The 19,533-nt window shown below is 60.5% G+C and carries 19 protein-coding genes; 6 read left to right on the top strand and 13 right to left on the bottom strand.

From position 1 onward, the window contains the following. Positions 1-197: 197 nt before the first annotated feature. From CKW18_RS06355 to abc-f, 3 genes are all read right to left on the bottom strand, one after another. Positions 198-830 (bottom strand): LysE family transporter, encoded by a 633-nt coding sequence (locus CKW18_RS06355; RefSeq protein ID WP_095187975.1) that lies wholly within the window; start codon positions 828-830, stop codon positions 198-200. A 191-nt stretch (positions 831-1,021) separates the two neighbouring features. Next, positions 1,022-1,603, bottom strand: a complete 582-nt coding sequence (locus CKW18_RS06350) for a mechanosensitive ion channel family protein (protein WP_095187974.1) — start codon at positions 1,601-1,603, stop codon at positions 1,022-1,024. Beyond that, positions 1,603-3,513: a ribosomal protection-like ABC-F family protein gene (gene abc-f / locus CKW18_RS06345; protein ID WP_095187973.1), complete on the bottom strand. Its 1,911-nt coding sequence runs from the start codon at positions 3,511-3,513 to the stop codon at positions 1,603-1,605. Before abc-f ends, CKW18_RS06350 begins: the two co-directional genes overlap by 1 nt. Before the next feature lie 50 nt (positions 3,514-3,563). On the opposite strand from abc-f, the gene CKW18_RS06340 reads away from it, so the two are divergent. Continuing rightward, on the top strand, positions 3,564-4,025 hold the full coding sequence (locus tag CKW18_RS06340) for a TIGR02444 family protein (RefSeq protein ID WP_095187972.1): 462 nt from the start codon (positions 3,564-3,566) through the stop codon (positions 4,023-4,025). Here the strand turns inward: CKW18_RS06340 and CKW18_RS06335 are convergent. Next, positions 4,022-5,155, bottom strand: a complete 1,134-nt coding sequence (locus CKW18_RS06335; RefSeq protein ID WP_095187971.1) for an AlgP family protein — start codon at positions 5,153-5,155, stop codon at positions 4,022-4,024. The two genes, CKW18_RS06340 and CKW18_RS06335, sit on opposite strands and share 4 nt — an antisense overlap. A gap of 192 nt (positions 5,156-5,347) precedes the next feature. Between CKW18_RS06335 and CKW18_RS06325 the strand changes: the two genes are divergently transcribed. Further along, positions 5,348-6,013 (top strand): FKBP-type peptidyl-prolyl cis-trans isomerase, encoded by a 666-nt coding sequence (locus CKW18_RS06325; RefSeq protein ID WP_095187969.1) that lies wholly within the window; start codon positions 5,348-5,350, stop codon positions 6,011-6,013. A 55-nt stretch (positions 6,014-6,068) separates the two neighbouring features. On the opposite strand, the gene rsd is transcribed toward CKW18_RS06325, so the two are convergent. The 7 genes from rsd to CKW18_RS06290 form a co-directional block, all read right to left on the bottom strand. Continuing rightward, positions 6,069-6,527, bottom strand: coding sequence for a sigma D regulator (gene rsd, locus CKW18_RS06320; protein WP_095187968.1), 459 nt, complete (start codon positions 6,525-6,527; stop codon positions 6,069-6,071). 183 nt (positions 6,528-6,710) lie between these two features. Then, complete coding sequence (locus tag CKW18_RS06315) at positions 6,711-7,262, bottom strand: disulfide bond formation protein B (protein WP_095187967.1); 552 nt, start codon at positions 7,260-7,262, stop codon at positions 6,711-6,713. Between the two features lie 218 nt (positions 7,263-7,480). Continuing rightward, a complete protein-coding gene (locus tag CKW18_RS06310; RefSeq protein WP_095187966.1) occupies positions 7,481-8,719 on the bottom strand; it encodes a heme biosynthesis protein HemY in 1,239 nt (412 codons plus the stop codon). Next, positions 8,716-9,858, bottom strand: coding sequence for a uroporphyrinogen-III C-methyltransferase (locus CKW18_RS06305; RefSeq protein ID WP_095187965.1), 1,143 nt, complete (start codon positions 9,856-9,858; stop codon positions 8,716-8,718). The genes CKW18_RS06310 and CKW18_RS06305 overlap by 4 nt, the downstream gene beginning before the upstream one ends. Before the next feature lie 16 nt (positions 9,859-9,874). Beyond that, the gene (locus CKW18_RS06300) at positions 9,875-10,642 is read right to left on the bottom strand and encodes a uroporphyrinogen-III synthase (protein ID WP_095187964.1); all 768 of its coding nucleotides are present in this window, start codon (positions 10,640-10,642) and stop codon (positions 9,875-9,877) included. Continuing rightward, complete coding sequence (gene hemC / locus CKW18_RS06295) at positions 10,639-11,580, bottom strand: hydroxymethylbilane synthase (protein ID WP_095187963.1); 942 nt, start codon at positions 11,578-11,580, stop codon at positions 10,639-10,641. Before hemC ends, CKW18_RS06300 begins: the two co-directional genes overlap by 4 nt. 137 nt (positions 11,581-11,717) lie before the next feature. Next, positions 11,718-12,464, bottom strand: a complete 747-nt coding sequence (locus tag CKW18_RS06290) for a LytTR family DNA-binding domain-containing protein (RefSeq protein ID WP_095187962.1) — start codon at positions 12,462-12,464, stop codon at positions 11,718-11,720. A 470-nt stretch (positions 12,465-12,934) separates the two neighbouring features. Between CKW18_RS06290 and argH the strand changes: the two genes are divergently transcribed. Then, positions 12,935-14,329 carry an argininosuccinate lyase gene (gene argH, locus CKW18_RS06280; protein ID WP_095187961.1) on the top strand — a complete coding sequence of 465 codons (1,395 nt, stop codon included), beginning with the start codon at positions 12,935-12,937 and terminating at the stop codon, positions 14,327-14,329. Positions 14,330-14,458: 129 nt separating this feature from the next. On the opposite strand, the gene CKW18_RS06275 is transcribed toward argH, so the two are convergent. Then, positions 14,459-15,118: a glutathione S-transferase gene (locus tag CKW18_RS06275; protein ID WP_095187960.1), complete on the bottom strand. Its 660-nt coding sequence runs from the start codon at positions 15,116-15,118 to the stop codon at positions 14,459-14,461. Positions 15,119-15,241: 123 nt separating this feature from the next. On the opposite strand from CKW18_RS06275, the gene CKW18_RS06270 reads away from it, so the two are divergent. The 3 genes from CKW18_RS06270 (at position 15,242) to CKW18_RS06260 (ending at position 18,991) form a co-directional block, all read left to right on the top strand. After that, entirely contained in the window at positions 15,242-15,526 is a 285-nt protein-coding gene (locus tag CKW18_RS06270; RefSeq protein ID WP_095187959.1) for a hypothetical protein, read from the top strand. A 192-nt stretch (positions 15,527-15,718) separates the two neighbouring features. After that, complete coding sequence (locus tag CKW18_RS06265; RefSeq protein WP_095187958.1) at positions 15,719-15,964, top strand: TIGR02647 family protein; 246 nt, start codon at positions 15,719-15,721, stop codon at positions 15,962-15,964. A 183-nt stretch (positions 15,965-16,147) separates the two neighbouring features. Then, on the top strand, positions 16,148-18,991 hold the full coding sequence (locus CKW18_RS06260; RefSeq protein WP_095187957.1) for a class I adenylate cyclase: 2,844 nt from the start codon (positions 16,148-16,150) through the stop codon (positions 18,989-18,991). 7 nt (positions 18,992-18,998) lie between these two features. Here CKW18_RS06260 and rnk read toward each other — a convergent pair whose 3' ends face one another. Beyond that, positions 18,999-19,409, bottom strand: a complete 411-nt coding sequence (gene rnk, locus CKW18_RS06255) for a nucleoside diphosphate kinase regulator (protein WP_095187956.1) — start codon at positions 19,407-19,409, stop codon at positions 18,999-19,001. Between the last annotated feature and the right edge of the window lie 124 nt (positions 19,410-19,533).

Genomic DNA, 19,533 nt, shown 5'->3' with positions numbered 1-19,533 from the left:
GGGAACATCCCCAAATATCTCGCAGAGTTGCATGCCTCAGCCCCGCATTATGTCCTGCCACATCGACGCGAGGAGCGCATTTATCCTCGGGCAATCAGGCTCAAATCGCCGAAGTATCCGATCAAAAGCAAAAATGCCAGTCAGCTTAACTGACTGGCATTAACCTCATCAGGTCGCCTTTTTTGTGTCCGCGCGCTTTACGCCGCTGCTTTACGCAACGTCGCCATGAACGCCGCGGCGCCGATGAACAGCCCGGCAAACGTGCGGTTCATGCGTTTCTGCTGCGTTGGCGTGCGCAGCAGGCGCAGCACTTTCGACGCCAGACCGGTGTAGCCGGCCATGACGATCAGGTCGACGCAGATCATGGTCGCGCCGATCACCAGATACTGGATCAGCAGCGGCGCGTGAGGATTGATGAACTGCGGCAGCACCGCCAGCATGAACACCAATGCCTTGGGGTTGCTGATGTTCACCAGAAAACCGCGGAACACCAGCGCCAGCGGCTTGCCGATCGGCCGCACCGCCGCGTCATCGCTCATGTCCATGGGCAGGGCGCGCCATTGCTTGATCGCCAGATACACCAGATACGCCACACCGAACCATTTGATCGCGTGGAACGCGGTGGCCGAAGCAGTGAGAATTGCGCCGACACCGGCGCCGACAATCGCAATCTGCACGGCCAGGCCGATTTGCAGGCCCAGGGCATTCCAGTAGCCGCGCCAGAAACCGTATTGCAGACCGCTGGACATCGACGCAATGGCGCCGGCGCCCGGGGAAAGACTGATCACCCAGCAGGCGGCGAAAAACGCCAGCCATGTTTGTAGCTCCATCGCACACCTCGGCTCATGCTCGTGACAAATGCCTAAGCTAATGCGGGTTTGAATGGATGACTACCAGTTTTTTGCTAAATATTGCGGGAAGCTGAGGGCCCCTTCGCGAGCAGGCTCGCTCCCACATTTGATCACGGTCTACTGTGGGAGCGAGCCTGCTCGCGAAGGCGTCGGAACAGACGACATAGAAATTACTTCTCGAAGCCGCTCGACGGGAACACATCAGTCCCACGCCAACGCCGTACCGAACGCTGGAAGAACAAGCTGTTCGGCACCTGCACCATCGCGCTGCCGGTGCCCAGTTCTTCAGCCTCGATCAACGTGGTGTAGAGCAGATTGATCGCCACCACCCGACCTTTGACGCCGGGTTTGTCCGTGGTGTCCACCAGCTCGACCACATCACCCAAACGAAACGGCCCGACAGTGAAAATCAGAATCGCGCAGAGCAGATTCGACAGCACGCTCCACATCGCGAAGAACGCCACCGCCGCCACCGCGACAAAACCCGAGAGTGCCGTCCACAACACTGTGGCCGACACGCCGAGGCGCTCCAGGACGAAAATCACCGCACTGCCCATGATCAGCCAGCGCAGCACGCCACGCAGCGGCATCAACAGCTGCGGCGGGAACGGGTAGCGCTCACCCAGACGGGTCAGGCATTTGGCGACAAAGCGCTGGGCAATGTAACCGGCCAGCAGAATCAGCAGAATCTGCACGCCGAGCCAGATCGGCTCGACCCACATCGCTGGCAGCGGCAGCTTGAACGCTTCCATCAGGACAGCGCCTCCAGCTCCGCCTGCATGCTTTCCAGCGTCTCCAGGGCTTCCATCCACGCGTCTTCAAGCTCGGCTTCGCGCACTTTCAGCTTGGCTTGTTCAGCCAGCAGATCACGCAATTCGTTCTTGCGTGCCGGCTCGTAGATGTCGCTGTCGCCGAGGCTGGCATCGACCTTGGCGAGTTTCTCGTGGAGCTTGCCCAGTTCGGCTTCAAGCTTATCGGCTTCACGCTTGTGCGGCGCCAGTTGCTGACGCAACGCAGCAGCAGCCTGACGCTGGGCTTTCTTGTCGGTCTTGTCCGGGTTTACCGGAGTATTGCTGACCGGCGCATTGCGCTGACGGTATTCCACCAGCCAGCGCGCGTAGTCTTCGAGATCGCCATCGAACTCTTCGACCTTGCCGTCGGCCACCAGGTAGAAGTTATCGGTGGTGCTCTTGAGCAGATGACGATCGTGGGAAACCACCAGCACCGCGCCGCTGAATTCCTGCAGCGCCATAGTCAGCGCCAGGCGCATTTCCAGGTCGAGGTGGTTGGTCGGTTCGTCGAGCAGCAACAGGTTCGGCCGTTCCCAAGCGATCAACGCCAGGGCCAGACGGGCCTTTTCGCCGCCGGAGAAATTCAGTACCGGCTCATCAAGCCGCGCACCGCGGAAGTCGAAACCACCGAGGAAGTCACGCAGGGTCTGCTCACGCTCGGTCGGCGCCAGGCGCTGCAAGTGCAGCAACGGGCTGGCCTTGGAGTCCAGTGAGTCGAGTTGATGCTGAGCGAAGTAGCCGACCACGGTATTCTCGCCACGGGTCAGACGCCCGGCCAGCGGTTGCAACTCACCGGCGAGGTTCTTGATCAGCGTCGATTTACCCGCGCCGTTGGGCCCGAGCAGACCGATCCGCGCGCCGGGGGTCAGTTGCAGCTTGACCTTCTCCAGCACGGTGCGGTCGCCGTAGCCCAGGTTCGCATCGGACAGATCGATCAGCGTGCTGGAGATCTTGGTCGACTCGCGGAACACGAAGTCAAACGGCGAATCGACGTGGGCTGCCGACAGCTCCTCCATCCGCTCCAGTGCCTTGATCCGGCTCTGCGCCTGACGGGCCTTGGTGGCCTGGGCCTTGAAGCGGGCGATGTAGCTTTCCATGTGCGCACGCTGCGCCTGCTGCTTCTCGTAGGCCTGTTGCTGCTGGGCCAGACGCTCGGCACGGGCACGCTCGAACGCGGTGTAGCCGCCACGGTAGAGGGTGATTTTGCGCTGATCGACGTGGGCCACATGGTCGACGACTTCATCGAGGAAATCGCGGTCGTGGGAAATCAGCAGTAGGGTGCCCGGGTAGCTTTTGAGCCACTCTTCGAGCCAGATGATGGCGTCGAGGTCCAAGTGGTTGGTCGGTTCGTCGAGCAGCAACAAGTCCGATGGGCACATCAGGGCCTGCGCCAGGTTCAGGCGCATCCGCCAGCCACCGGAGAAATCGCCGACCTGACGATCCATCTGTTCGTTGGTGAACCCCAGGCCAGCCAGCAATTTGCGGGCCCGGGCGTCGGCGGTGTAGCCGTCGGCGCTGTCGAGTTCGGCGTGCAGGCGGGCCAGAGCGACACCGTCATGGGCCGCTTCGGCTGCGGCGAGATCACGCTGCACCTCACGTAGACGCAGGTCGCCATCGAGCACATAGTCGACCGCCAGGCGCTCGAGGGTGTCGACCTCCTGGCGCATGTGCGCGATTCGCCAGTCGGCCGGCAGCAGGCAATCGCCCGAATCCGGGTGCAACTCGCCGCGCAGCAAGGCGAACAGGCTGGATTTGCCGGCGCCGTTGGCACCGATGAGGCCAGCTTTGTGGCCGGCGTGCAGGGTCAGCTCGGCGTCTTCTAGCAGACGTTGCGGGCCACGCTGTAAAGTCAGGTTCTGAAGTCGGATCATAATGGCGGCGGAGTCTACCAGCTTCGCTCACAACTGGCGCGAGTAGCACGATGTCCTCTGACCTGTGGAGCTTTTCCCTTGCCACCTACGCCCGTCCGGGCGTGGAAGACGCCTGCCTGCAACTGCAAACGGCAGGGGCCAATGTGTGCCTGCTGTTGTGCGGTTTATGGCTGGAACAACGTGGTGTGGCCTGCGATCAACAGCGCGTGCAGCCGCTTCAGGCATTGACCGAGTCATGGGATATCGAGGTTGTGCAACCGTTGCGAACGTTGCGCATGCAATGGAAAACCCGGGCGGTTGATGATCCAGTGTTGAAAGGCATGCGTGAGCAAGTCAAAGCGCTGGAGCTTGAAGCCGAGCGCGCGTTGTTGTCGCGACTGGAGGGTGTTGCTCAGGTGTGGGAGCGAAATGAAGCCGGGGCGGAGATCTGGCTGGAGGCGTTGGCCGGTCCGGCGGCCAGCCTGAACCGCGACGCGCTGCAAGTGCTGCGCGTCGCGGCAACCGGCACTTAGGAGGCGCTGGTTGGATTGTTGCTGACGCTCGATGCAGCGGCTGGCGTTGGCGCAGTCATGGTGGTCGAGGTGGAAGCGGCTGGCGCAGAGGCTGCTGGCGAAGCCGGGGTTGCCGGTGCGGCAGGCTTGGCAGTTGGAGCAGTCGCCGGTTTGGCTGCGGCAGGTTTAGCCGCCACCGGTTTTTTCGCAACTGGTTTGGCGGCTGGCTTGGCAGCCGGTTTAGCCGCAGCTGGCTTGGCGGCGGCTTTCACTGCAGGCTTGGCGGCTGGTTTCGCAGCAGATTTTGCAGCGGGTTTTACTGCAACTTTAGCAGCCGTTTTCGCTGCAACTTTGGCGGCAACGGGTTTGGCGGGCGCCTTGGCTGCAGGTTTTGCAGCGGCAGTTTTGGCCGCGGGTTTGGCCGCAGTTCTGGCAGCCGGTTTAGCGGCCGGTTTGGCTGCTGCGGTTTTCGCCGGAGTTGCTTTGGTCGCAGCTGTTTTTGTGACTGGTTTGGCAGCAGCAGGTTTAGCGGCCGCAGGTTTCGCAGCAGTGGTTTTAGCCGCAGGTTTCGCAGCGCTCGCCGCAGCCGGTTTTTTCGCCGCCGGTTTTGCCGCCGCTTTCACCGGAGCTTTGGCAGCAGGTTTTGCGCTGGCTTTTGCAGCTGGTTTGGCAGCCGCAGTTTTCGCCGGTGCCTTGCTTGCAGCAGGCTTGGCTGCCGCTTTCTTAGCTGGCGCAGCAGCAGGTTTGGCCGAACGCGAGGACAACACTTTGCCCACTGCTTCTTGCACACGACCAACGCCCTGGGCCAGTTTCAGACTTTCCTGAGCATCGCGCTTGAGTTGCAGAATGTAGCTGCGGGTATCGGACTGACGATCCTTCAGGGCATCGAGCAGGTCTTCGAGTTCTTTCACTGCGCCTTTGGCTTTGGTCTGCGCCTTGGCTTTACCGGCGGCAGCTGCGTCCTGCAATTTGGTGCGGGATTTGTGCAGTTTTTCTTGCGCCTTGCCGCGTTGCTTTTCCAGTTTGGCGAGCAGTTTTTCAGCATCAGCCAAGGCTTGGGAGCAAGCGTTTTCCAGATGCTCGAGCAAGCTGCCCGAGAGTTGTTGGAGTAAGTGCAACGGAGTGTTTACAGGCTTCTTGGTGGCCGACATGGTTTACCTCCTGGCTGACGTGAGTGCGGCTCATACTAGACCTCTGCTGCTACCGCCGCTAGGTCATCTTGACAGTATCAATTGCGTTGCGTTGCACCGAACTGAAAATGTTCTGCATGAAGTCAAAAGCAGTTCACCGTTGCAGACGTTCACGCTGGCATAATCCACCGCACCTCAGGACGGAGAGTGCCGATGTCGCGCTACTTTTTTTTATCCCTCTGCATGATTTTTTCAGTTACCCACGCAGACGAAAAAACCACGGCGAATGACGCTCATGATCTGGCCTACAGCCTCGGTGCAAGCCTGGGCGAACGGCTGCGTCAGGAAGTCCCGCAATTGCAGATTCAGGCATTGATCGATGGGTTGCAGCAGGCTTATCAAGGCAAGCCGCTGGCGCTGAGCGAAGCGCGCATTGAGCAGATTCTGGCCGATCACGAATCACAGAATGCCGAACACAATGCGCAGCCTTCGAGCGATGCCGCGATGGAAAACGAGCAGCGTTTCCTGACTGCGGAAAAAGCCCGACCGGGCGTGAAGGAACTGGCCGACGGCATCTTGCTGACCGAGCTGACGCCAGGCACTGGCGCGAAAGCCGGTCCCGATGGACAAGTCCAGGTGTTGTATATCGGGCGCCTGCCGGATGGCACCGTGTTCGACCAGAACAGTCAGCCGCAGTGGTTCAACCTCGACAGCGTAATCGCGGGTTGGCGCACCGCGTTGCAAAACATGCCGGTGGGTGCGAAATGGCGACTGGTGATTCCATCCGATCAGGCCTATGGCGCAGACGGTGCCGGCGACCTGATCGCGCCGTTCACACCGCTGGTTTTTGAAGTCGAATTGCGTGGTGCGACGAGCTGATCGGGCAAAAAAAAACGGTGCGCCTGAGCGCACCGTTTTTTGTTCAAAGCGTCAGTCAGACCTGAACTGAATCTTCTTCCTTGTGTGCCGTGTGCAGCACTTCAATCAAGCAGTCTTCCAGTTCGAATCGTTCGTGAAGCAGGCCGCCAAGCTCCTTGAATTTCTCCGCGACGCATTTGCCTTCATCGCAAAGGTCGTTGAACGCGAGAAGCTTTTCGGTGATGACATCGATGCGCGGATAGATCGTCTCGGCGAGCTCCAAGCCACGCTTGTCGTTGAACGCCTTGGCCTCACCGGTCAGCTGTTCGTAGATTTCGAAGTGCCCGGCCGAGACGTAATCGACCAGCACACCGCAGAACTCCTGCAAGGGCTTGCGGTTCTCGGACAACGTCTGAGGCTCCGCGCCGAGTTTGTCGTAGGCACCGATCAGATCTTCACGCTCTTGCAACCAGCGGTCGATCAGCAGATGAACCCCACCCCAACGTTCCTGAGCATTCTGACAACTTTCGAGCATGGCAATCTCTCTTCCCTTGTGGGTCATGCTGCTCTACACCCGCGTCCCGCTTTTGGTTTTGGCCTGGGGGACGGTCGGGCAGAGCGTCATCGAGCAACATAAATCCAATGACACGTGCGGGCCAGATTATGCCCGCACGCTTATGGCTTCAAGGTACGCAGGAGTAAAAGTTCATACAAGTGTTTAATCCTCGACCAGCACCCGGTGCGACGCTTCGCCGCTGAGCGGTCGTTGCAGAGCGCTCCAGACCAGACGCAGCAATTGATAAACCGCAAAAATCGACATCGCGACAAAGAACAGCAGGCTCCACTCCGGGATGCTCAAATCGAACAGCGTCCAGGAGATCTCAACGCAGTCGGCACTGCCTTTAAACATCCGCGCGGTCGCGCACAGCCAGGGCAGGCTGCTGAACAAGGCTTCGGAGTCCGGAGCACAGCTGGCCAGTTGCGACAATGTATCGCCCTGAAGCAACACCTGCCGCCAGGCCGCCGTGGTGCCTCCCAGGCTCGCGCCAAAGGCTGCGACCCAGTACACCGACAGACCGACACGCCCGGGACCATGCACCGCAGCCAGCCCGCAGCAGACCGTCAGCAACACCATGAAAAAGCGCTGCACCAGACACAGGCTGCACGGTGTCAGCCCGATCGCGTATTCAAGATAATAGGAAGCTCCCAGGGCCAGAGCCCCTGCGGTGAAAGCCATGAAAAACAAGGAGCGTGAGCAGGCCAACGACATGGCTTATCCGTAACAGTAGAGACAGACAGTTACGGTAGAGGAAAGCGTGTCAGCCTTTCAAGGCGAGTGCCTGCCGACACTTCACCAGAGGTGTAGGGAAATCCCGACAGGTTGACGAGGAATCGGTGTAGCCCCTTGTAGGACTTTGTCCGAGCCGCTGAAAATGGGTAAATATTCGCTCGCGAAACAGATACGAGGGAGCGAACTCCCTCGTCGTTTCACACGTTAGCCGGTGCCGGCAAAGGCGCGGCAAGCAGGCGTTCATCCAGCAAGCCCAGGCCTTCCTGGAACAGTTGGTTGCTGCGCCCTGTGTCGCCGAGCTGCGCAAGCAGGCGTGCCAGTTCTGCACAGGCCTCCGGATTACGCTGCACACGCAGGCTGCTTTCAAGATAGTCGCGAGCCTTGCCCCACAGACTCGATTGCAGACACAACCGCCCCAGAGTCAACAGCAAGCTCGGATCGCCCGGATGATCCTTGAGCCAACCTTCAGCAGTTTGCAGTTGACGCGCCGGATCGCTGCCACGCACCAGACCGTAAAGCCGCGCCAGATGACTGTCGTACTTGCGCTTGAGGGCCGTGCGCAGCACCTCCTCTGCTTCGACCTGAGCACCCAGCTGACGCAGTTGCTCGGCGTAAGCCAGTACCAGTGGCGGTTCCTGACGCTGCGCCGAGGTCAACTGCTGCCAGGCGCGATTGAGTGACTGCAGACCCACCGTGCCATCCTCTTCACGCTGTGCTGCCAGCGACAGGTTTTCACCCCAGGCACGGCGCTCCAGCTCCGCCAGTTCGGTGGGCGGCAGGACTTTGTCCTTGCGCAGTTCCGGCAGCAGGCGAATCACCGCCGACCATTCGCCGCGCTGCTGATACAGACGCTGCAACTGACGCAGCGTCTGCACGTTATGTGGATGGCGCTCGTGCATTGCCTGCAAGGTCACCAGCGCACCGTCAGTGTCGCCACGATCGGTCTGCAACTGTGCGTGACTCAAGGCAATCGCCAGTTCCGCTTGGGGCTGACGCTCCAGAGCGCGCTCAAGCAGACGATCGGACTCCTCGTAATTGCCTTGCTCGTTCGCCGCGCGGGCAGCGCCGAGGTAATACAGCAGTGGTTGGCGTTCGGCTTCAGCGGCGCGATACAGATGACGCTGGGCGCTGGCCCAGCGACCTTCGGCCAGATCCAGTTGACCGTGCTCGATCGCCACCTGCACACGACGGCTGCGGTTACGCCGGGACCATGGATTGACCACGCCACTGGACGTCATGACCAACTCGACCAGGGCCTTGATGCCCCAGATCAACAACCACAACACCGCGATCAGCGCCAACGTCGCCCACAGACTCGACTCGTAACGGAAGCTCTTGTAAGCGACCAGCACGTAACCGGAATGCTCGGCAATCGCCAGGCCCAGCGCCGCCGTCGCCGCGATCACCAGAAACACGATCACATAGAGGCGTTTCATGGCGTGGCCTCCTGCGCGGTGCTGGCGGCAGGCTTGGCGAAGGGTTTCACCGACTCTTGGGCGTTGACGTTACGCCGCTCGAGATAAGCCTGGACCGCACTCAGGGTGCCGGTCAGATCCGGCGTATTAACGGTGACCGGCTCCTTGCTCAGCTCGCCAACCTGTTCGAGCATCACTTTGCTTTGCGCATTGTCCGGATTGAAGTTGCCTTTGAGAACGTCGCGCGCCTCGGCCAGTGCCTGGGTGTACACCGGCGCCTGACCATTGAGGGCTGCCCACTGCGCCTGCTCCAGCGCCAGGCTCAGGGCCAGACGCACCTGACTCAGACTTTGCCCGGCCAACAGCGGCTTCACATTCTTGTCTGCGTCGAAATCGATACGGATGTAGCGCGAGACCTTATCCCACCACTGCGCCCAGCGACTGGCGCCATCACCATCGGCGGTCAGGCCGAGCAGCGACTCACCGCGATCCTTGTACTCCGGCGCCAGCTCGGTGAGGTCGATGACCTGATCACGCAGCGCCCCCAGACGCAGGAACAACCCGGTGCGATCTGGCTGCTCGGTGCTGCGCAACGCGACCAGGGTTTTGGCCACTTGCTCACGGGCAGCAAACGAACCGGGATCGTTCTGTTCACGGAGGATTTCGTCAGCACCCTGCACCAGGGCCTGAGCACTGCTGATGTCCTGCAACGCCGACAGACGCAGGCTGGCAAGCCGCAGCAGGTGCTCGGCCTCGGCCAGACGCCAATCCTTGCGGCTGGCGCCAAGGACGGTTTCCAGACGCTGATTGAGGCGTTGCTGATCGCCTTGAAGCTGCGCGACCAGACGCTGGCGCTCGGCGAGTTCGTCGGCACCTGGCAACTGCGCAAGGCGCTCGGTCAGGCGCTGTTCGTTGAGTTTCAGACTCTGCGCCTGATCGTTCAACGCCTGCACCTGACCCGACTGTTGCTGAGTATTGGTTTGCAGGTGACGCACCTGCCAGACTCCCCAGCCACCGATCGCGACACCGGCAGCGCCGAGCAACAGGGCGACGATGGCCAGGCCATTGCCTCGGTGTGGCTCTTTGGCCGGCGGTGGAGTTTCAACCGGCGCATCAATCACTGGTTGGACGTCATCTTTTGGCAAGGCTGTTTCGCTCACGTATCCATCCTTTGCATTAGAGAACGGGCACGGGATACTCCCGTAACGCCGTCAGCAAAGCCGCGGCACTCGCGCCGCGGCAATCCACAACTGTTTGGGCCCCGGCGGCACGTGCCAGCTCGGCGACCCTTGGGCTTGGAACAAACAACGGCAACCGCGCAATCGTCGGCCAGCCATCGCCGGCCATCTGGCGCAAGTGCTCGAAACCCTGTCCACTGCTGACCACCAGCCCGTTCAAGCGTTCCGCTTCGATCCGCCGCGGCAGTGTTTGCGGCGCATAGGCTGGCAGGTCACGTCGATACAATTCCAGATACTCGACACTAGCACCTAGCTCGCGCAGGCGCTCGGCGAGCAACTCACGACCACCCTCGCCACGCAGAATCAACACCTGCGCACCGGGCCGGGCCACGGCCTCACGCAGACGCGGCAATTGCAGCAATGCTTCGCTGTCATCGCCATCGACCGGGAAGCTCACGTCGAGGCCGTGACCCTTGAGAATCTGCGCCGTCGCCGCACCGACGCTGAACCATGGCATCGCCGGTGACGGCGGCCCATAGGCATCGAGCAGTTGCAGCGCAATACGCGCTGCAGGTTTGCTGACCACGATCACCGCGCTGCAACCCGACAATTGCCCTATCGCCCGGGCGATCTTCTCAGAAACCGGTAACGGCGCAATTTCCAAAAGCGGCAGGCAACTGCTAAAAATCCCCTGCCCGGCCAGGTTTTCGGCGAGCGCCGCACAGTCATCCGCAGGGCGCGTCAGCAGCAGGCGCCAGGCAGTCACTCGTGACCTGCCTCGCCGTAAACTGCCTTGAGAATTTCCTCCGCGCCCTGGCCAAGCAAGTCTTCGGCGACCTTCACCCCCAACGCTTCGGCATCGCCGCGTGGTGCCCGGGCTTCGGCGCTGATCAGCCTGCCGCCACTCGGCTCGCCCACCAGACCTCGCAGCCACAATTGCTCGCCTTCGAGCACGGCATAGCAGGCGATCGGCACTTGGCAGCCGCCATTCAAATGCTTGTTGAGGGCGCGTTCAGCGGTGACGCGCGAGGAGGTATCGGCATGGTGCAACGGCGCCAGCAAGACGTGGATTTCTGTGTCGACGCTGCGACATTCGATACCGACTGCACCTTGACCGCCGGCCGGCAGACTGTCGTCGACGCTGATGGCCGAAGTGATACGGTCTTCGAAACCGAGACGGATCAAACCGGCCGCGGCGAGGATGATCGCGTCGTACTCACCGGCATCGAGCTTGGCCAGACGGGTGTTGACGTTGCCGCGCAGAAAGCGGATTTGCAGATCAGGACGGCGGGTCAACAACTGCGCCTGACGACGCAGGCTGGAAGTGCCGACGATGCTGCCGGCCGGCAACGCCTCAAGGCTTGCGTAGGTATTGGAAACGAAGGCATCACGCGGGTCTTCGCGCTCGCAGATGCAGAACAGACCGAGGCCTTCGGGGAAGTCCATCGGCACGTCTTTCATCGAGTGCACGGCGATATCAGCTTCGTTTTCCAGCAGCGCGGTTTCCAGTTCCTTGACGAACAGGCCCTTGCCGCCGATTTTCGACAGCGGCGAATCAAGCAGCTTGTCGCCGCGACTGACCATGGGCACCAGCGTCACCAGCAGACCCGGATGGGCCGCTTCCAGACGGGCTTTGACGTATTCGGCCTGCCAGAGGGCCAGCGCACTTTTACGGGTGGCGATGCGGATTTCGCGAGAGGACATGGATCAATCCGTACTGAATAGATACGGCGGATAATAACAGCTCAGCCAAATCCACTTTGACTTGAATCAGAACGGCGTGGCCTCCCTGGCCTGCAACGCCTGGTAACGAGAAGTGAAAACCACCCGGAATGACCGGGTTAAAGGCCCTGCATCATTTTGCGCACACCCGCCACATGCCGGCGGCTGACAATCAGCGCGTCACCATTGAGTCCTTTGAGGAACAGCTGGAAATGCCCCAGCGGTGTGCGTTGCAGACGCTCGATGCGATCGCGGGCGACCAGCGCGTTGCGGTGGATACGCACGAAGCGCTCGCCGAATTCGTCTTCGAGGGCCTTGAGCGGTTCGTCCAGCAGCACTTCACCGGCCTCGTGGCGCAGGGTCACGTATTTGTGGTCGGCGATAAAGTAGACCACCTGATCCAGCGGGATCAGTTCGATGCCTTTGCGGGTGCGGGCACTGATGTGACTGCGCGGGCCGGTGCCGCTTTCGGCAGCGGGACGGGTCAGGGCCGAGAGTTGCGCCCGATTGGGGCGTTCAGCCTTTCTCAAGGCGTCATGCAGATGTTCGGTTCGCACGGGTTTCACCACATAGCCCACGGCGCTGGCCTGCAGGGCTTCCACGGCAAATTCATCGGGGCTGGTGCAAAACACCACGGCGGGCGGCGTTTCGCGTTCGCACAGTCGGGCAGCAACCTGCAGGCCATCGAGGCCCGGCATGCGGATATCGAGCAGCACGATATCCGGCTTGTGGCTGTCGATCAGTGCCAACGCCTCTTCGCCATTCGTGGCGCTGGGCTCCAGGACTGTATAACCCTCGAGCTCGCTCACCATTCGGCTGAGGCGCTCGCGAGCCAGTGGTTCGTCATCAACGATCAGGACATTCATATTGCGCTGGATTCCTGCGTGAGTCTCGCACAAGGATAGCGTAGACAGGTGAAGTGACGTCCGTCACCGCGATCCACGCTAAGACTAGCCCGAGCGCCAAAAAGTGCCGTACGTCGGCCAGCAATATTTGCCAGTGCCCGGGTCGTACTGCTCGATGCCCGCTGTTTCCTGCGCTTTGCGCGGTGTTTGCCCAAGGACAATACACCCACCCCCTCTTCTTATAGTCGGCAGCCAGACCTTTGCGCGATCTGACTTGCGCCAACCCTTATGTCCAACTGTAGACGCTCGTCGGGCCGATATTGCTCAATCGAAAAATATCGTTGCGCAAATTCCCGGGAGAACGCGCCGACTATGCATGACGCGATGAGAAAAAAACGTATCGACCGGTGTCAGCGACAGGATTGGCAACCCTGTTATTATCCGCGCCAGCGTTTCACGCCTTTTTTCTTCAAGCCGATACGAGCGAATTCATGAGCACTGACAAGACCAATCAGTCCTGGGGCGGCCGCTTCAGTGAACCCGTCGACGCCTTCGTCGCCCGCTTCACCGCCTCCGTCACTTTCGACCAGCGCCTGTATCGCCACGACATCATGGGCTCGATCGCCCACGCCACCATGCTGGCCAAGGTCGGCGTGCTGACCGATGCCGAGCGCGACACCATCATCGATGGCCTGAAGACCATTCAGGGCGAAATCGAGGCCGGCCAGTTCGACTGGCGCATCGACCTCGAAGACGTGCACATGAACATCGAAGCGCGCCTGACCGACCGCATCGGTGTCACCGGCAAAAAGCTGCACACAGGGCGTAGCCGTAACGACCAGGTGGCCACTGATATCCGCCTGTGGCTGCGTGACGAGATCGACCTGATCCTGGCCGAGATCACCCGCCTGCAGAAAGGCCTTCTGGAGCAAGCCGAGCGCGAAGCCGCCAGCATCATGCCGGGCTTCACGCACTTGCAGACCGCGCAGCCAGTGACGTTCGGGCACCACATGCTGGCTTGGTTCGAAATGCTCAGCCGCGACTACGAACGTCTGGTCGACTGCCGCAAGCGCACCAACCGCATGCCGCTGGGCAGCGCCGCACTCGCTGGCACCACCTACCCGATCGACCGCGAATACACCGCGCAACTGCTGGGCTTCGATGCCGTGGGCGGCAACTCGCTGGACAACGTTTCCGATCGCGACTTCGCCATCGAATTCTGCTCGGCCGCGAGCATCGCGATGATGCACCTGTCGCGTTTCTCCGAAGAGCTGGTGCTGTGGACCAGCGCGCAATTCCAGTTCATCGATCTGCCGGATCGCTTCTGCACCGGCAGCTCGATCATGCCGCAAAAGAAAAACCCCGACGTGCCTGAGCTGGTGCGCGGCAAGACCGGCCGTGTATTCGGCGCGCTGATGGGCCTGCTGACCCTGATGAAAGGCCAGCCGCTGGCCTACAACAAGGACAACCAGGAAGACAAAGAGCCGCTGTTCGACGCCGCTGACACCCTGCGTGATTCACTGCGTGCGTTCGCCGACATGATCCCGGCGATCAAGCCGAAACACGCGATCATGCGTGAAGCGGCCCTGCGCGGTTTCTCCACCGCGACTGACCTGGCGGATTATCTGGTGCGTCGTGGTCTGCCGTTCCGTGACTGCCACGAAATCGTTGGCCACGCGGTGAAGTACGGCGTGGACACTGGCAAGGATCTGGCGGAAATGAGCCTGGAAGAACTGCGTCAGTTCAGCGACCAGATCGAACAGGACGTGTTTGCCGTACTGACCCTGGAAGGCTCGGTGAATGCCCGTGACCATATCGGCGGAACTGCGCCGGCGCAGGTCAAGGCAGCGGTCGTTCGCGGTCAGGCGCTGATCGCCAGCCGCTAACAGCAAAAGCTTCGCGAGCAAGCCCGCTCCCACAGGGGATTTATGTCGGTCACAGATTCTGTGTACAACATAAATCCAAATGTGGGAGCGGGCTTGCTCGCGAAAGCGTCCTTCACAACACTACAAATCTCACTTCTTGGCAGCGATCATCGCCAAAAACGCCGGCATCGCCGCCTCCTTGTCCGCCGCAATCTTCTGCACATGCGGATTCTGTTCAAGCCGCTCCAGCAGCGCCTTCGCCTGCGGCAACTCTGCCAGAAAATCAATCCCGAACAGCTTCTGCCCCACCGCACAGGCCAGCGGCACGCTGTAAAGGAAGTACAAATCCGCGATGCTCAGACTGTCGCCCGCCACATACGGGGCGAATTTGCCGTGGCGGCCGAGCGCCGCAAAGCCCAATAGCAATTCGGTTTTGGTCTTTTCCTTGATCGCCTCCGGCAACGTCATGCCGAAAAACGCTTCGCCATAACAGGCGCGCCCTGGCAGCTCGATATACAACTCGATTTCCTTGGCAATCGCCAACACCTGCGCCCGTTCGAACGGGTCGCGTGACAGCAGCGGTGTACCTTTCTGGGTCTGTTCGAGGTATTCGAGGATGATCGCAGTCTCGTTGATGAACCCGGCATCGACGCCCAGCACCGGCACCTTGCCGCGCGGGCTGATGGCCAGCGAATCCGGGGTCTGCGCGGGATAGAACGCGACCTCTTCGAACGGCAGGCCTTTTTCCAGCAGCGCCAGTTTGACCATGTTGTAGTAGTTGCTGACAGAAAATCCGTAGAGCTTGAGCATCACATAGCCTCCAGGCCGTGCGGGGTGGGCAGTGTCTTTTTATAGATCGGACGGCCGATTCCCGCCAGCAGCATCACGCCGCTGAATGCAGGTAAACTGGCGCCTTTCCTTGAGGAGCCTGCCATGAGCGAGCCGACAGACATCGACAACGACGAAGAAGAGTTCACCGAGAGCACGCTGATCGAAGCGATCGAGAACCAGATCGAAAGCGACAACCCGCCAGCGGCTAAAGCCACGTTCAATAAGCTCACTCTGGTGGGGGTCGAGCGCGAAGAGATCCTCAATCTGATGGCCCATGTGTTGGCTTTCGAGATTGACGCGATGCTCGATGAAGACCGTGCGTTTGATACCCAATGGTATGAAACCGCATTGCGTGCGCTGCCTGAGTTGCCACCCGAAAAGCAGTAACCGCGCAGCTAACCGTGGGAGCGGGCCTGCTCCCACACAATTTGTCACCCATCCATCCAGCCTTCCGCCAGACCCTGACTACACTGGAATCCGCCCCCGGACAAAAACCCTGACGCGCACACTGGACAGTCCGCGCCGGCAGGTTCACCTTAGGGGCGCTGTCGTCCAATTCCTAGAAAGTCTGGAGTCCTTATGTCGCTTACCCCTGAGTTGGTTGCCGAACTGGAAGTCCTTGCACTCTTTCCCCTGGACAGTTCCCAGGAAGGTTTGAAAATTCATCAGACCGCTGCCCCGAAGCACATTGCTGCCGCCCAACGCCTCTTTGAAAAAGAACTCACCGATCAGCCCGATGGCGGTTATCTGACCAGCCTGGGTCGTGATGCCGCGCAAAATGTGCAAACGGTGCTGACCATTCTGAAAGAGCAAGAAACAGCCTGATCCTCCTCGACTTTGCCCACGGGAACTCCTGCCACGGGATTTCCGCGGGCCCACTCTGACACCCAGCGATAGAAACCTGACGTCAAAAAACAAATTCAGCTTAAAAGTCCCGGTGCGCAGAGGCTAAACTGCCGACAATCCGAGACCCTTCACCTCCGAGCCTGCGAGCCGGTTTGAGCTGACATGACGCGCACCCACGAAATCCGCCCCGACCTGGACGAGGGAGTCGACCGCAAGGTACTCAGCCAACTGCGCGCGCGTTTTCTCAAACTCAATGAAGGTCGACTGGGCCGAGCACTGGAAGGCTTGTCGACGCGCCAACAAGGCGTGCTGACGCTGCTGCCACTGTTCTTTCACGTCAATCATCCACTGTTGCCTGGTTATGTCTCGGGCAGTACGCCGGCCGGTCTGTCGAATTACGAGCCGGATGCCAATGCCCTTGCCGAAGCCCAGCGTCTGACCCGCTCGTTCTCCTACAAGCCACGCCACGGCAGCAATCCGCCACGACCGATTCACGGTCTGTTCCTGATGGGCAGCCTCGGCACGCTGGCTCAAGCTGATCAAAGCGATATGGACGTGTGGGTTTGCCACGCGCCGGACCTGAGCGAAAGTGAACTCGCTGAATTGCACAAGAAATGCCAGTTGCTCGAAACCTGGGCGGCGAGCCAGGGCGCCGAGGCGCATTTCTTTCTGATCGATCCGGTGCGTTTCGTCAAAGGCGAACGTGACAGCCAACTCAGTTCGGAAAACTGCGGCACCACCCAGCACTATCTACTGCTGGACGAGTTCTACCGCACCGCGATCTGGCTGGCCGGGCGCACGCCAATCTGGTGGCTGGTGCCGGTCTACGAAGAAAACGCCTACGACCTTTACACCCACACGCTGCTGTCCAAACGTTTCATCCGCGCGGAAGAAACCCTCGACCTCGGACATCTGGCGACGATTCCGCCGGGCGAGTTCATCGGTGCCGGACTATGGCAGTTGTTCAAGGGCATCGAGTCACCCTACAAATCGGTGCTCAAGCTGCTGCTGACCGAGGTCTACGCCAGCGAGCACCCGACAGTGCAGTGTCTGAGTCTGCGCTACAAGCAAGCGGTGTACGCCAACCAGCTCGATCTGGATGAACTGGATCCGTACATGGTCGTGTATCGGCGCATCGAGGAATACCTCACTGCGCGTAAGGAGCCGGAGCGCCTCGAGCTGGTGCGCCGCGCACTGTATCTGAAGGTCAACCGCAAGCTCACCGGCAGCAGTCGCAGCCAAGGCTGGCAGCGCTCGCTGCTCGAACGTTTGGCCAATGAATGGCATTGGGATCAGCGGCAACTGGCGCTGCTCGACAGCCGCAGCCAGTGGAAAGTCCGCCAGGTCAGCGCCGAACGCCGCGCGCTGGTCAATGAGCTGAACTACAGCTATCGCTTCCTGACCCAATTTGCCCGCACCGAACAGACCGTCAGCCTGATCAACAAACGTGATCTCAACGTCCTCGGTCGCAGGCTTTATGCCGCGTTCGAACGCAAGGCTGACAAGGTCGAGTTCATCAACCCCGGCATCGCCCCGGATCTGGCCGAAGACACCCTGACCCTGGTGCAGTCGCGCAACAAGAAGGAGCCGGGGCAAACCCAGTGGGGCCTGTACAACGGCAGCCTGACGGCACTGGAGTGGGAACATTTCGCGCCGATCAAACGCAGCCGCGAGTTGCTCGAACTGCTGACCTGGTGCCATCGCAACGGTGTGATCGACAGCAGCACCCGCCTGGCCCTGCATCCTGGCAACAGCGACTTGAGCGAGTTCGAACTGTTCAACCTGCTCGGCAGCCTGCAACAAAGCATCGCCCTGCCCTTGCCCACCGTTGCCGAAGAGCCGTTGCTGCGCGCTGCGGTGCCGAGCGAGGTGCTGATGCTGGTCAATGTCGGTGTCGACCCGCTCAAGCATCACCGCGACCTGAACATCCTGATGACCACCGAGCGCACCGATTCGCTGAGCTACGCCGGTGTGCGCGAAAATCTGGTGCTGACGCTGGATCAGGTCACGCTCAACAGTTGGAACGAAGTACTGGTCAACCGCTTCGACGGCCCCCACGCCCTGCTCGATTGCCTGCGCGATTACCTCAACAACTTGCCTCGCGGGGCGCTGCAACCTTCGCTGAAGGTGCGCTGCTTCTGCCACAACCGTGCGCAATTCATCGCCCGGCGTGTCGAAGAGGTGGTCGACACTGCGCAGAATTTGCTGCTCAGCGATTTGAATCATCGCTATCTGATCCAGGTGCAACAGCACTATCACGTGCTGGAATTGGTACCGGGCCAGGTCAACCATGTTGCCCTCGCCACCCTGCCGGCATTGCTCGATTACCTCGGCGAAGAACTGGCGCGCTACAGCCCGCTGCATCTTGACCCGATGGCGCTGGAGGATCACGACCTCGCGCTGATCCTGCCGATGGGCCAGCCAGACTGCATTCAGGTGTTCTACCGGATTACCGAGCAGCAGGCCGAACTGTACGTGCTCGATGAATTCAACGCGTTGTGGCAACAGCACTTGCCGTATCACGACGAGCAAAGTCTGCTGGTACCGCTACAGCGCTTCCTGCAATCGATCCAGTACCGGCGCGAAGCGTTGCTGCCGATGGATGCCGCCCCCTCGGCCCGTCTCGAAACTTTGTATTACCAGTTGTTGCCCTCAGGCCCGGGACGGGCGCGACGGGTCGAAGCCCAGCCAGCGCCGCAGACGCCGGTCAACAAACCTTTCTACGACGTGCAGGCGATTGTCGGCAAAGCCGCACCGGAGGAAGTGCAGGTCACCCTGTATTGCAATCAACGGGAATTCAGCGAGCTGGAATATGGCGACCAGCTGTTCAGCGTGGTCGCCCGGCAGATCGTCGAGCAGCGCCGCGAAACCGAACGTTATCGCTGCTACATCACCGACCTGGACCTCTCGAGCCTGCTCGGTGACGGGCAAAGTTCAAGCAATCTGTATCTGCGCTACAAGGCGGATCTGGAGCGCGCCCTGAACGCGGCGCTCGAACAGGTCTAAGGCGGGGTTACTCGCGAAATTCACCGCCGTTGGCTGGCTGCGATTCGACTTCCAGCAAGTTCAGCTTCAGGGTCTTGCCGCCCGGCGCGGGCCAGTCGATGTGCTGACCGACCTTCAGGCCCAGCAGCGCACTGCCGACCGGTGCCAGAATGGAAATCTTGCCTTCGTCGGCGTTGGCATCCTTGGGATACACCAGCGTCAGGTGGTAATCCTTGCCACTGCCCTCTTCGCGGCAGTGCACACGGGAATTCATCGTCACGACATCGGCGGGCACTTCATCGTGGCCGACCACTGTATCGGCGCGGTCCAGTTCGGTTTGCAGCGCAATAACACCCGGCAGCGTGTCATCCAGGCTGTCAATCAGGCGTTCCAGACGTTGCACGTCCAGACGGGTAAGGGTGATGGAAGGTGCGGTCATGATCCGGGCAGACTCCTTTCTTCTGCACACTAAAAAAGCAAAACCCCGCCAAAAAAGACGGGGTTTTCACCGAGCCTCGGTGGGTTGAGGCGTGTTCGGACACTATCACAGCTCAAAAAATATA

It is taken from the genome of Pseudomonas sp. Irchel 3E19 (assembly GCF_900187585.1).
GTDB lineage: Bacteria > Pseudomonadota > Gammaproteobacteria > Pseudomonadales > Pseudomonadaceae > Aquipseudomonas > Aquipseudomonas baetica.
This window is presented reverse-complemented; position numbering and strand designations above follow the sequence as displayed.